Source organism: Marivirga lumbricoides (assembly GCF_014636295.1).
GTDB lineage: Bacteria > Bacteroidota > Bacteroidia > Cytophagales > Cyclobacteriaceae > Marivirga > Marivirga lumbricoides.
Genome location: NZ_BMEC01000004.1, coordinates 294,330 through 306,871 on the forward strand (window position 1 = coordinate 294,330; position 12,542 = coordinate 306,871).

Sequence of the window (12,542 nt, forward strand, 5' to 3'; positions counted from 1 at the left end):
AAAATACTGTTCCCTTACCATAATATCTATCCAGTAGACTGTGGCAAAACTTATGAAATACAGGCCTTCTTTATTATGAAATTTATATTTTCTGCTCATTTCTATTCATTTTACTTTTTCTACTAGACACACGCGGCACGCGTGCGCTAGCTGGGAGGTAAAAGATGTTAGATTTTCACCTATTCATTTTAAGTTTTGCTAGTTATGGAAGTTCTTCTTTGAAAATGTGGAGTATATTATCTTGAGTATGTACAAATATTCTCGTTTCACTTACATGTATACTGCCTATTGCTCCGTTTTTAGGTTCAAAGTCATGTTTATAAACCAGCTCTTTTTTCTCCCAATCTAGGACCCCTAATTTTGCTCTGTTATCTCCCAGTGATTGGGTGAAAAAGAACTTGCCATTCACAATATCACAGCGATGATCGTGAATACTTTCAAAGCCTTTTGATTTTATTAACTCATGACAATCCCATTCCTCAATCTCTAGAGTTTTTGCGTCAATTCTATATAGAATATTTTCAAAGTGTGTAGTATAGATGTACTCGTAATCTTGAAAAAGCTCGTAGCAAAGCCCTTCAAACTTTTTCAATACTCGACCAGTCTTAACATCCAATACAAATAGACCTCTATTGTCATTGCCATCAATTACAAAGAAAAGTTTACCATTAAAGCTCAATATTTGGCTATGTAAAATTGCTTTGTCTGATTTTATAAAATCTGAATACTTGAACCGCCATATTTTATTATTATCAAAATCAAATACTCCTATTTTATCAATGCCACAAGAAACAAATGAATTATCATCTATAACCAACCGAATATGTTTATATCCTAGATTTTCAGCTATTACATCAACAATGGAATAATCTCTATTTAGAACTCTTGCATAATAAGAGATAGAAAAATCTCCATTGAGATATATCGTTGGATAGAAATATTCTTCAGTAGAGAAATAATTTATGAACCTGGAAGAAATTGTAGCTATATAATTTACTGATTGTTTATATTTCCCTCCACTATAAATAAAGGATTTACCAGTTGAAGCTTCTGCAATCCAAACATCTTTATCTTTTACAATTGTAATTTTTTCATTATCAAAGGATTTGTCAATTTTTTTCATGTCCTCTCCATCGAAAAAACCGATATGATTATCAAAATTAATAAATACTTGATTTTGATAATCTATTTTAAAAGAGGAAGCTTTTATTTTTTCTAGTTTATAAGTTAGAGAATACATATTTTATCTGATAATAGCATTATAGTTATTTGTAATACTGAAATAGTTTAAGACTGTTTGAGATAATAGATTATTTGGCGTAAACTCATTAAAAGATGTATTAAATAGCTGATTAATTTTATCATACCCTAAATTCTCAATGCTTGATTTGTTAGCAGATAACCACTGTACAAATTTTTCCTTTTTAAAATCTGTCCTCGTCCTCGTTTGCAACGAGGATGCATGAGCAAGCTGTTTTCAACAGCCATTATCATATCAGTTCTACTTTTACCATACCCCTAATTCCTGCATAATCAATCGCGCTGCTATATAAGTAATGGTCCGGTTCTGCCACCAATCCATTATCCACAGGATTATTGTGGTTATAATTTATTTTGTTCATCATATCTATGCCACTCATTTCAATCGCATGATTATCATCCTTCCATAGTTTATAATTTGTCGCTCTTCCTGTTCTTCTCGCTTCAAATGAAAACTTATCCAACATCCATTCTCTTCTGCTTTTTGGTATTTCTTCGATAGCTTCTAATATCCGTTTTGATGTATATTTCTTAAAATCTCTCTAAAATCCTGATATACCCAGCTCACTTTCTATTTGACCAACAATATGCACATGATTGCTCATAATTACCCAAGCATACAGTTTTAACCCTTTATTACCAATGCAATAATTTAATGACTCAACTATAATGTCACGATATTCTCTTCGGCTGAATACATCGATCCAATGTACTACCGTCATTGTAGTGAAGTAGCAGCCCTGCTGGTCTTGTATTTTATATCTGTCACCTGACATTTGTTTTCCTATTATTTTATACTCATTTTAAAATCTATTTTTGCATTGAAAATGCTGTCCTCAAGAATCCTCGTTGCATACGAGGACTAGTGTGGGATAATTTTTATTTCTTTGCTGTTACTTTATTCGATGATTTTTGATATAACCTACTCATTTAGTTTATTTTAATTGTTCTATCAGACACACGCGGAACGCGTGTGCTAGAGGGGTTCATTTTTCATCCAGAAAAATAGTTTCTGGTTGAGTATATGAGCCCTCATGAGGTTTTAAGTAGTCATTTTCACCTTTAGTATATTCAAAATATTCTTTTATATAATTCTTGAATTGTGCGGCTAACTCATTATTGCAGTACTCACTTTTATGTAATAGATTATTACCAATGCTTTCAATGTCTTTATGATAAGACTTTGCACTATAAGATGAAATAAAGTTGTTCTTGAAAAAATAATAATTTTTAACCTCAGCTCGACTTAAAGAATCACTTTCCTCTAGTGTTGCGGGATCTCCATTGAAATCCTCACCAAAGAATAATTGTTTCACATATAGTAAATTACCTCCCTTAACATAAAAAGTAGTTTTTTGGTATTGAATGGAAAATGGCCAATCATATTCTTTCCCCGGATTTACATTTTTTCCAGTCTCGATAATTATTTTTTGAATCGAATCATTCTCATCAAGAAAATATGTGCGCCTACTATTGTTTGTAAATGTATTTAATCTAAACGTTTCATCTCCTTCGTAGGAATAATCGAGATTATGATAATTTTTATGTCTAAGCTCTCTCGTTTTAAGGTTTGAATAAAACCCATATTCAAATCTATTGATTATATCAACATAAGAATTCGGGAAAATTTTTATTTCATATTTATCAGCTTTAACCGTAATATCAGAAACACTCTTATTAATTTCACTTTCTAATGAGTCACTATTAATATTTCTAATAATTTTAAAACCATACTTATCTTCATCCGACCTCTGAATTGTAGGGCTGGGAGGTATAGGTTCCTGACCTCTCATTTTTCGTATAGCATTGCCTAATTCACGGGATGACATTTCTTTTAATTCATGCTCAGTATATATAGTAAGCAAGGAATCTCTTAAGCTATTTTGTGAAAATGAAATATTTACAATGCACAAAATGAAAAATACGGTAAAAGATAGTCTTAACATGATTATAGTTTCTTTAAATATTCTACTGTTTTGCTTTCATTTATTTCCCCCGCTGGTGTACTCGTTTCGCATGTGTTCATTCTGTCCATACCATACATATTTACCAATTTTATTTCCTTTAATTGGCACAATCAATAGCTAAAATTCCTACTCTGTTACACAATATAGCGAAGAAAAAACAAGTCATAAAAAAGCCCTAAACTATTTCAGTATAGGGCTTCTATATATTGATAAATCTTCAATATTTAATCCATTAGTTCATTGTAAATTTCTAAATTTTTCTCATTTACAAATCCACTATTATTCTTTGAATAATTATAAGCACCAATATTAACTCCAAATGAAACCTTAGGCTGACCCATTCCTAAAATCCTACCAGTTGCAGCATCCATTAAATAATGATAGTAAACATATGACCTTCCTAATGGAATTGGTACCACTACCACATAAGCTTTTCCCTCTTGTTTCTCCATAATAGCTTCTTTCCAGTCGGCAAATGGAACTGCCTCAATTTTTCCTTCGTAAATTTCCTTCACTTCTTCAATACTGATTTTTTTATGAATCCATTCTGCAAGTACTAGTAAAGTCTTTTCCTTTAGTTCATTACCATTTTCATTGAATTTTGCATAGAGATTAGTGTTAGATTTTAATTCTTTGCTAGTAATTATCTCAAATTGATATTGAAAAGCATCAAGTCCGAAGTTGATAAAAGCTTCGGCATATTCATTGTCGTCTCCGAAAGGTGGAATGTATTGAATAGCAGCATTAGTTCTTTTACCATTTCTTAGGGTAATGGCCATACCTTCATTTACATAATAATGTGTGAAATCACCTCTATCATATCCTCGGGATTTTGCTTTAACCTTTGTGTCTAAGTATAATACATAATCCACTTCATCTGCTTTTAATTTATCGAATGCATCATCTTCTGGCACGTAATCAATAATTTCTGTATAATTCCATCTTTTCTCTATAGCTGCTCTCTAAATTTCATTCAAACGCTCATCATCTTTAAGAGCTACAATCACTCTACCTTGCTTAATTTCATCCACAGTGGATCGTTTTAATATTTGTGCTTTAGCAGAAAGCAATGAGAATACCATAGCTGCTAATAAAAATAATTTCTTCATGTTTTTATGTAAGTTTTAAAAGACACAAAGGAAGTAATATATAATTTTACACTCGGATGGTTAATAGAGAAGAATCATCAGTTTATCGAAATTGTATAGACACTCATCCACTGGCTTATCCAAAAGCTGTTATTTAAAAGTATGGAGTACTTTCATTCATTTATCATTATTATGCGTACATTAACAGAGTATTTACCAAAATACGTTATTTTTAATCCATTGACACTATGAATAAGAAAACCAAGTGGTTTTTAGGGATATTTTTTGGTCTCATCCTACTGATTCTCATTGCCTGGAAGCTTGTTAAAAATTTTAAAATAGAAAAGTTTTTAGAAGAGAAGGCGCAAACTGAACTTAATAAATTATGGCCTAACCGGGTAGTTTTCGATTTCGATGATTTAACCTTCCGGTTTTTTAGTAAGAATGCTTCCATTTCTAATGTTCGGCTTACAATTTTCAGTGAGTCAGGAGCCGATACACTTGCCAACCTGAAAATAGAGCTTATTACAGCCAATTGGGCCAGTTATAAAGATTTTTTCACTGATGATACGATAAAAGTAAAAGCGCTTAGGCTTGACAAAGTGTTCTCCGATGTTCCTTTTGATTTCGAAAAGCTGAAACCGAAGGCATCTGAAGATGCCGGTAGCAGCACACCTTTTAAAATTGCTGTGGGTGATATTATCTTATCAAATAGTGAGCTCAATTTTTACAAGGAAAGGGGAGAGCAAACAGGGCAGTTCACCTCGGCTTATGAATTGGTAATACAGGATGTGTTCTATGACAGCGAAAAGGAATTTATGCCTGCTGGCGGTGGAATAGGTGCCGTAGAGCTGAAAACTAATGCCATGGATTATTATTTACCGGATGGTTTTTATAGGGTGCAGATTAGAAATACTATTTTCAGACCTTTGGTGGGAGAGGCGCAGATTAATGATGTGCTATTGAAGCCGGTTTATGATTGGAAAGAATTTGCAGCTAAAAAAGAGGTGCTCACCAGCTATATTGCGCTAAAAGTGGATAGCATTCAATTGAAAGATATTACCATCCCTAAGGGAACGATGAAAGCAGCTATTGCAGAGGAAATAAGGGTGTACCAACCAAGTTTATCGGTGCTGAGGGATAAGAATTATATTTTGCCTGATGACAGGTTTGTGCCCATTATAATCGACCAATTGGAGGATATGGAATTGCCTGTGTTTATCCGAAAAGTTTTGGTGGAAAATATGTTTATTGAATACATAGAAAAACCGGAAGGCAAGCAGAGCACAGGTAAAATCACTTTTAACGATCTAACAGGCACTATTAGGCATTTTACAAATATTGCCGACAGTGTAGAAGCTTTAGATGCTTCTCTTGAAATACTAGCCTCTGCTAAAGTGTTTAATAAAGCAGTACTTAGCGCTGAAATCGTATATGGCTTACAAACAGAAAATGGTGATTTTAGCGCTACAGGTTCTTTAGAACCAATGCAATTAACTGCTTTTAATGATTTTATTGGGGTTGTGCTGCCGGTAAACATTCAAGAAGGACAAAATGATGGGGTGTATTTTACCTTTTCAGGCACCAGGTACTCCACCACCGGGCGTATGCGCTTCAGGTATTCTGACCTGAAGATAAATGTAGACTCTGAAAAAATAGAGAGTCAGTTTATTAGAAATTCGTTGGCATTTTTAGCCAATGTTGCTTTACCAAAATTTAATCCCAGGCCTAATGGTAAATTCCGTGTAGGACAAATTAATTTTGAACGAGACACGCGCAAATCAATGTTTAACTATTGGTCGCAAAGTTTAGTAACCGGATTTAAATCCACTTTAGGTGCATCTGCTCCGGCTGAAATAGAGCAAAATAGGAATTCAAATGAGGAAGAATCCTTTTGGAGTAAACTGGGCTTTGGTAAAAATAAGGAGAAGAAGAATTAAGTTTCTGATTGTTTAAAGGGATTTGTTTCTGGCAATGGCTTCAAAAAGTGAAACTATTTTTTCCTTATTACTTTGGCTAATGGGTAATGAAGCTCCATTGTCCATCAATACAGATCCTCCATCGTTTTTAAGGTATTTCTTCATGTAGTTTGGGTTGATGAGGTAGGATTGATGTATTCTTATGAAATAATAGTTTTTAAGAGTGTTTTCTACATCTTTAAGTGTTTTACTAAATAGCAGCTTTTCTCCATCTGCTAAATAAAGCATGCTGTAATTGTTCTGGCTCTGGGCATAGATAATATCTTCCACTTTAATAAATTCAAGTCCTTCACTAACAGGTACAGCAATTTTGGCGCTAATTATCTTATCCTTTTTTAGTAGGTTGATGAATTGGGTTATATCATTCTCAGGTGTATTATCTTTATCAGGCTTTTTAACATCAAGCTTATTCAACAGCTTTTTTAAATCTCCTTCATCCACAGGTTTCATCAAATAATCTAAGGCCTGATATTTAAAAGCCTTTAAGGCATATTGGCTGTAGGCCGTGGTAAAAACCACCTCAAAAGTTATTTCATCCAGCTGGTCCAGCAATTCAAAGCCATTCAATCGGGGCATTTCCACATCCAAAAAAAGGAGGTCTATATCAACTCTCCGCAACATCTCAAGCGCATCATCCACACGGGAAGCCTTGAGTACAACCTGAACACTGCTGTCCAGCTTTTTGAGGCTCATGATTAAACTTTCAATGCAATGAATTTCATCATCAATTATTCCTATTCTCATAGCGTAATCCTAGTGTTTTTCAGTAAGGAGCATATAATTTAAACTATGGATGTTTTTTAAAATACAAAAGCAATTATAATCATTTAATAGCAGCAATTTAATTAATCTACGGCTTTTCAGTGAGGATTAATCACTTATGAGACAAAATGCTAAAGCTTTCGGTGAGAATTGGCTAAATATCCTTCATTTTCCTTTTCTTCTGAGGAATTCTCACTGATCCTTATCAGCTAGTAATCAGGAAGTAAGTCCTGGTAATTTCCTGTTTAATTACCAATAAATTCCCTGTAAGTTCAAATGTGATTGATAAAAAAGCAAAGCTACAGAGTGCGCATTAACCTCTGGTGCTATCATAAACTAAAATGTTAGAACCTTATGAAAGAGCTTACAAAAAAAATCGTATATGTTTCGACAGCCATCTTTATTTTAACCTCTTTCTCAAAAGATAATGCCCTTAATATAGAAAAACCTGAAAGTATAACTGTTGACCAGTCTTTAAAATACGAAATGGCTGTAGATAACCTGCATTTGATTACAAACCATACAACAGGAAGTTTAAATCAACCTAAAAAGAGAGAGCAAACCACTTTCTCTTTTACCCTTACAAAAAGAAAGTCCGGCACTAAAAACCGGATTTATCATGGCTCGTATTACAGGATGTATGCATTAGATTAATTTTTCATAGGGGTAGTGAGAAGATGAAGTGAACTCACCAGTACTTCATCTCTCATTTTAATGTTTATCAAATCTCGGATCCTTTAAATCAGATAGTAAGGCGGGTAATTCTCTCTTTTTCTACTACGATCATTATTTCTGCTTTAGTGCCAGCCACTTGATCACTTTCGTTATAGTAGCTGCCAATTTCAAAAGTTATAGGTAAATTATTCTGCTGGTTATAAATAACCAGACGCTCTTCAATAAGCTTTAAGCCTAAATGAGTGCCGTCAGGTCTGGGCACATTCTCTGCTTTTTTTTCGGTTTTATACCCCGTTCCATTGTCAATCACCTGGATACACACTCCTTCAGTCCTCTCCAATACATTAATGGTTAGTTTTTTATTAACTTTTCTGCTGGGTAATAAGCCATGCTTCACCGCATTTTCTGCTAAGGGTTGTAGTATTTTAGGTGGAACCAGAATATTGTTCTCGTTAATGGTTTCATCTATATTTACAGAGAAGGTGAACTCACTGTCAAACCTTAGTTTTTCTATTTCTAAATAGAGGCTGGTAGTTCTGAGTTCTTCTCCCAGTTCAATCACATTTTTTCGGTTATTGGTCAGGCTAAGTCGAAGTAGGTTGGCAAAAGTATCGAGATATCTCATCGCCTTTTGATTTTTATTTTGTATCACCAGCCAGCGCACAGCATTCATGCCATTAAAGAGGAAATGGGGATTCATCTGAGATTCCAGCGATTGTAAAGTGAGGGATTGTATTTTATTTTCGAAATTACTTTCAATTAACTTTACTTTCCTCTCTTCATTTTCTTTTTGTTGGGTGATTAACTGCTGGAAAGCAGCTTCCAATTGCTTGTTTACCTTTTCAATTTCTTCCTTTTGAGCCAAAATTTTACTATTCTGGTCTTGCAGCAGCAAGTTAGACTTCTTCTTAATTTTAATATTCCGGTACTGAAGGAGGGCAATGGCTACTATGGCCACTAAGCCAATAAGTAATAGAAGAAGAATAAAATTGCGTGTCCGTAATGTAGTCTCCTGGCTTGTTAGTTGTGCCTGTTGAAGCTTCTTGTCTTTCTCAAGTAATTCTATCTGCGACTCTTTCTTTTCAATGGCAAAACGTTTCTCAATGGCAGCAATTTGGGTTTCCTGTTCTTTCAAAGCCACGCTATCCTTGTAAGCTTGTGAAATTTTATAGTAATCCAGTGCTTTGTTATAGTTCCCCAGCTGTTCATAAGTGTCCGATAAAGAATTTGAAATATCCATTAATAAACCTTTACTCTTAATCTGTTCTGCCAACGCCCATGATTGCTGGTAATATCTAATTGCTTCCAGATATAGTTTGTTTTCCTTATTCACCTCGCCCAGGTGAAGTAATACATCAGCTTCTTTGTGTGTGTTTTTTATTTTTTGGAATAACTCCAGCGATTTTAAATAATAAGCTTCTGACTGTGGGTAGTTCTTTCCTTCATCAAAATAGTTCAGCCCAAAAAATTCATAGGTAATCGCCAGTCCGAAAGTATCGTTTCGCTCTGTATTGATCGCAAGTAATTCATCAAGATAGGAGCGTGCTTTTAAGTATTCTTCTTTTTGGTTATAGAAATCGCTGATGGAAAGGTAGTTCATTGCCACGCCAAGGCTATTACCTCTTGCCTTTTCGGCAGCCAGAGAGCGTTCAAAATAACTGATGGCGTCATCTCCCCGGTTAGGAATATTTAAAAACGTATTCCCCAGCCCGTTGCATGCGATTGCAATATTTTTTAAATCATTCTCTTCTTCTGCAATTTTTAGGGCTTCTTTATAAAAAAGTACTGCTTTATCTAATTGGTGGGCATACCTGCTGGCCACACCTGCATTATTTGCATAGATCATTTTTGAGAGGGGGGCAGCTTTTTCATTATTTTTAACCAGCGTAAAAGCCTTACCGTGTAGTGTAATAGCTTCTTCATACCTTTGATGGTACCTGTTTAACAAACCTGAATTATCCAATGCCTGGGCATAAAGCAGGCTATCGCCAGATTGAAAAGCAAGTTCTACCGCTAATTCACTGTAATAGCTTTCAAGCGAATCATTATGTTGGTTTCTGTGAATGGTGCGGGAGGAATCAATAGCATTTGAGATTCGCAAAGAATCATTGCTAATCATCTTCTGCCCCAGTAGTTCGGAAGGAAAAGAGAATACGGCCACTATACAAATGGTAAAGTAGATTCTCATAGCAGCCTTCGCACGCATTTTTATGATTCCGGTATACATCATCGTTTATAAATTTCTTTCGACTATCTAAAGCTTTGACTATAAGCAGATAATCCAATGATAAAAATGCATAATAATTTCCACAATCAATATATCATTGTAGTTAAAATGCTATAAATCATCTGATTACTTGTATATTCGTTCCGGAAAATTGTTTTCAATCTGGTACTAAATAGTATTGTCAAATTAAGATGAATAAAAGGGCTTTCAGTAATATTATACTTATTCTTTTCTTCCTCATTGTTTCGGCTATAGGAGCTTTTTACCTTAAGCCTGAGCAAGGTGTTGACACTATCAGAACAAAAAAAATCCATGGCTTTAATTTAGTAGCACCAAGAGAGGTTTTCCTCTTGGATTCCCTGATAAAAGTAAAGGCAACTGGTGCTGAATGGGTTGCCCTGGTACCTTATGCGTTTTGTGATGCAACTACAGGAGAAATAACTTTTGACCATCCCCGTCAGTGGTGGGGAGAAAAGTCAGAAGGAATTAAGGAATCAATCATCATGGCTCAATCGATTGGCTTAAAAGTTATGCTGAAGCCCCATTTGTGGGTAGGCGGACAAGGCTGGGCAGGAGACCTTACTTTTCGTGAGGAGGCTTTGTGGAATAATTTTGAAGATCACTACCTCAAGTACATCATCAATTATGTGAAAATTGCAGACAGCTTAGGTGTTGAATTGTTTTGTATAGGAACAGAGGTGCGTAATTCTACTCAACAGAGATCACACTTTTGGAATTTATTGATAGATTCTGCTAAAAGTCAGTATAATGGCAAGCTTACCTATGCCGCTAATTGGGATGAATATACAAAGGTGAGCTTCTGGGAAAAGCTGGATTACATTGGTATTGATGCTTATTTTCCCTTGAGCGAAGCAAAGAGCCCTGAAGTGGCGGAATTAGTGCAGGCATGGCAAGGGCCCATGAAGGAAATGCAGCAATTATCTAAAGCGCTCAATAAACCTGTTCTCTTCACAGAATATGGGTATGAAAGCACAGATTATCCTGGCAAAGGCCATTGGAGCGTTGATAAAGATACGCTTGATGTAAATTTTTTAGCCCAGAAAGCTGCCTTTGAAGCTGTATACCAGACTTTTAATAATCAGAGCTGGTGGAGCGGAGGATTTATCTGGAAATGGCACCTTACCCAAAACGGACTCCATTCCCGAACAATTAAGGCTTATACACCGCAGAATAAAGCAGCTATGGAGGTGATTAAAAAAGCATTTGAAGAAGAATAAAAAAGGGTTTAATTTTTTACCTATATCCCGAAGAAAGTATCATTTCAAAACTCTGGAAAGTAAGAACTATCAACGCAATATATTTTAAAAAACAAAAGCATCTATGCGCTCCGGATAGCTTTTATTTATATACATTTACAGGTTTATAACTCAAACTTTTTAACCTTAATTACTATGCATTTATCATTTCAAAGAGTATTTTTCGCACTGGCTACCGCCTTTGGATTATTTGCAGTTTTGGGTCTGGCCAAAGTGGTTTTAATACCTCTCGGAATGGCACTTCTCATTTCCTTTATTCTATTTCCAGTCTGTAAAAAGATAGAATCATGGGGAGCTAATAAAATGGTGGCTGCTTTTTTGTCGATTCTTATGCTGTTCATCATCATCGGAGGGGGGCTTACCCTTTTTTCAACACAAATCATCCGTCTTTCGCAGGAGGTAAACAGTTTTACTGATAAAATTATGACCACACTTTCAGATGCGTTGGTTGTAGTGAATAAAAATGTACAGTTTTTAGATGACCTGGAGAGAGATCAGCTCATCGATCAGGGAAAAGAATGGATGAAGAACTCTTCGGGCTCTCTTTTAAGAAATACTTTTAGTGGAACAGCTAATTTTTTCGCGGGTTTAGTATCCACGGTGATCTTTACTTTCCTCTTTCTTATATACCGGGCAGGACTTACTAAATCCTTAATGTATATCGCTTCCGAAGAGAACAGGCTTCGGGTATTTCATATGTTAAAAAATATACAGAAAGTAGGTCAAAAATATTTATCAGGGATGTTTATACTGATTATTATTTTAGGCCTTGCTAACAGCATTGGTCTCTGGATTATCGGCATAGACAGCCCTTTTCTTTTCGGTTTTTTAGCGGCCATGATGTCTATTGTTCCTTATGTGGGAACAACACTGGGTGCTACTATTCCTGTAATTTATGCTTTTATGACCACTGATTCTATTTGGACTCCTGTAGCGGTGATAGGTTTGTTTTGGGGTGTACAAACCATAGAAAGCAATTTTCTTAATCCTAAAATTGTGGGAAGCAGTTTAAATTTAAATGCTTTAGCAGCTATATTAAGCTTACTTATTGGAGCTTCAGTATGGGGCATTGCCGGCATGGTGTTATTTCTGCCTTTCGCAGCTATGTTAAGAGTGTTTTGTAACGAATTTATGGAATTAAAGCCTTTGGCAATGATTTTGGGTTCGGATGTAATAGGCAATGATGGGAGGCAAAAAGATGAGGAAGGAAAATGGGTGAAGAAAATTAAAGCCTGGTTTAAATAGAATTGGAGATTACTCAGCTTTTTGATAAGCTTTAAAATTTATAATTAAATAATCAAATTTAC

Annotated in this window: 12 protein-coding genes; 4 read left to right on the plus strand and 8 right to left on the minus strand. The window is 35.0% G+C overall.

The window, feature by feature from the left end; all coding sequences use genetic code 11:
• Window positions 1–202: 202 nt before the first annotated feature.
• From IEV85_RS08095 to IEV85_RS08120, 6 genes are all read right to left on the minus strand, one after another.
• A complete protein-coding gene (locus IEV85_RS08095) occupies window positions 203–1,240 on the minus strand; it encodes a YncE family protein (protein WP_188462076.1) in 1,038 nt (345 codons plus the stop codon).
• A gap of 250 nt (window positions 1,241–1,490) precedes the next feature.
• On the minus strand, window positions 1,491–1,727 hold the full coding sequence (locus IEV85_RS08100) for a hypothetical protein (protein ID WP_188462077.1): 237 nt from the start codon (window positions 1,725–1,727) through the stop codon (window positions 1,491–1,493).
• A gap of 75 nt (window positions 1,728–1,802) precedes the next feature.
• A complete protein-coding gene (locus IEV85_RS08105; RefSeq protein ID WP_188462078.1) occupies window positions 1,803–2,036 on the minus strand; it encodes a transposase in 234 nt (77 codons plus the stop codon).
• A gap of 210 nt (window positions 2,037–2,246) precedes the next feature.
• A complete protein-coding gene (locus tag IEV85_RS08110; protein WP_188462079.1) occupies window positions 2,247–3,206 on the minus strand; it encodes a hypothetical protein in 960 nt (319 codons plus the stop codon).
• Window positions 3,207–3,451: 245 nt separating this feature from the next.
• Window positions 3,452–4,141 carry a PepSY domain-containing protein gene (locus IEV85_RS08115; protein WP_188462081.1) on the minus strand — a complete coding sequence of 230 codons (690 nt, stop codon included), beginning with the start codon at window positions 4,139–4,141 and terminating at the stop codon, window positions 3,452–3,454.
• A 48-nt stretch (window positions 4,142–4,189) separates the two neighbouring features.
• Window positions 4,190–4,336, minus strand: coding sequence for a hypothetical protein (locus IEV85_RS08120; protein ID WP_188462083.1), 147 nt, complete (start codon window positions 4,334–4,336; stop codon window positions 4,190–4,192).
• Window positions 4,337–4,563: 227 nt separating this feature from the next.
• On the opposite strand from IEV85_RS08120, the gene IEV85_RS08125 reads away from it, so the two are divergent.
• Window positions 4,564–6,255 carry an AsmA family protein gene (locus tag IEV85_RS08125; RefSeq protein ID WP_188462085.1) on the plus strand — a complete coding sequence of 564 codons (1,692 nt, stop codon included), beginning with the start codon at window positions 4,564–4,566 and terminating at the stop codon, window positions 6,253–6,255.
• A gap of 12 nt (window positions 6,256–6,267) precedes the next feature.
• Here IEV85_RS08125 and IEV85_RS08130 read toward each other — a convergent pair whose 3' ends face one another.
• Window positions 6,268–7,038, minus strand: a complete 771-nt coding sequence (locus IEV85_RS08130) for a LytR/AlgR family response regulator transcription factor (protein WP_188462087.1) — start codon at window positions 7,036–7,038, stop codon at window positions 6,268–6,270.
• A gap of 372 nt (window positions 7,039–7,410) precedes the next feature.
• On the opposite strand from IEV85_RS08130, the gene IEV85_RS08135 reads away from it, so the two are divergent.
• Window positions 7,411–7,710 carry a hypothetical protein gene (locus IEV85_RS08135; RefSeq protein ID WP_188462089.1) on the plus strand — a complete coding sequence of 100 codons (300 nt, stop codon included), beginning with the start codon at window positions 7,411–7,413 and terminating at the stop codon, window positions 7,708–7,710.
• An 88-nt stretch (window positions 7,711–7,798) separates the two neighbouring features.
• On the opposite strand, the gene IEV85_RS08140 is transcribed toward IEV85_RS08135, so the two are convergent.
• The gene (locus tag IEV85_RS08140) at window positions 7,799–9,961 is read right to left on the minus strand and encodes a tetratricopeptide repeat protein (RefSeq protein WP_229712536.1); all 2,163 of its coding nucleotides are present in this window, start codon (window positions 9,959–9,961) and stop codon (window positions 7,799–7,801) included.
• Between the two features lie 188 nt (window positions 9,962–10,149).
• Here IEV85_RS08140 and IEV85_RS08145 point away from each other — a divergent pair, with 188 nt between their 5' ends.
• Together IEV85_RS08145 and IEV85_RS08150 are read left to right on the plus strand one after the other, a co-directional pair.
• On the plus strand, window positions 10,150–11,196 hold the full coding sequence (locus IEV85_RS08145) for a glycoside hydrolase family 113 (RefSeq protein WP_188462091.1): 1,047 nt from the start codon (window positions 10,150–10,152) through the stop codon (window positions 11,194–11,196).
• Between the two features lie 174 nt (window positions 11,197–11,370).
• Window positions 11,371–12,480: an AI-2E family transporter gene (locus IEV85_RS08150; RefSeq protein ID WP_188462093.1), complete on the plus strand. Its 1,110-nt coding sequence runs from the start codon at window positions 11,371–11,373 to the stop codon at window positions 12,478–12,480.
• Window positions 12,481–12,542: the final 62 nt, after the last annotated feature.

Bases quoted from the DNA above. Each gene is read 5' to 3' on its own strand.
- IEV85_RS08095 (WP_188462076.1), bottom strand. From the start codon at position 1,240: ATGTATTCTCTAACTTATAAACTAGAAAAAATAAAAGCTTCCTCTTTT.
- IEV85_RS08100 (WP_188462077.1), bottom strand. From the start codon at position 1,727: ATGTTGGATAAGTTTTCATTTGAAGCGAGAAGAACAGGAAGAGCGACA.
- IEV85_RS08105 (WP_188462078.1), bottom strand. From the start codon at position 2,036: ATGTCAGGTGACAGATATAAAATACAAGACCAGCAGGGCTGCTACTTC.
- IEV85_RS08110 (WP_188462079.1), bottom strand. From the start codon at position 3,206: ATGTTAAGACTATCTTTTACCGTATTTTTCATTTTGTGCATTGTAAAT.
- IEV85_RS08120 (WP_188462083.1), bottom strand. From the start codon at position 4,336: ATGAAGAAATTATTTTTATTAGCAGCTATGGTATTCTCATTGCTTTCT.
- IEV85_RS08125 (WP_188462085.1), top strand. From the start codon at position 4,564: ATGAATAAGAAAACCAAGTGGTTTTTAGGGATATTTTTTGGTCTCATC.
- IEV85_RS08130 (WP_188462087.1), bottom strand. From the start codon at position 7,038: ATGAGAATAGGAATAATTGATGATGAAATTCATTGCATTGAAAGTTTA.
- IEV85_RS08135 (WP_188462089.1), top strand. From the start codon at position 7,411: ATGAAAGAGCTTACAAAAAAAATCGTATATGTTTCGACAGCCATCTTT.
- IEV85_RS08140 (WP_229712536.1), bottom strand. From the start codon at position 9,961: ATGATGTATACCGGAATCATAAAAATGCGTGCGAAGGCTGCTATGAGA.
- IEV85_RS08145 (WP_188462091.1), top strand. From the start codon at position 10,150: ATGAATAAAAGGGCTTTCAGTAATATTATACTTATTCTTTTCTTCCTC.
- IEV85_RS08150 (WP_188462093.1), top strand. From the start codon at position 11,371: ATGCATTTATCATTTCAAAGAGTATTTTTCGCACTGGCTACCGCCTTT.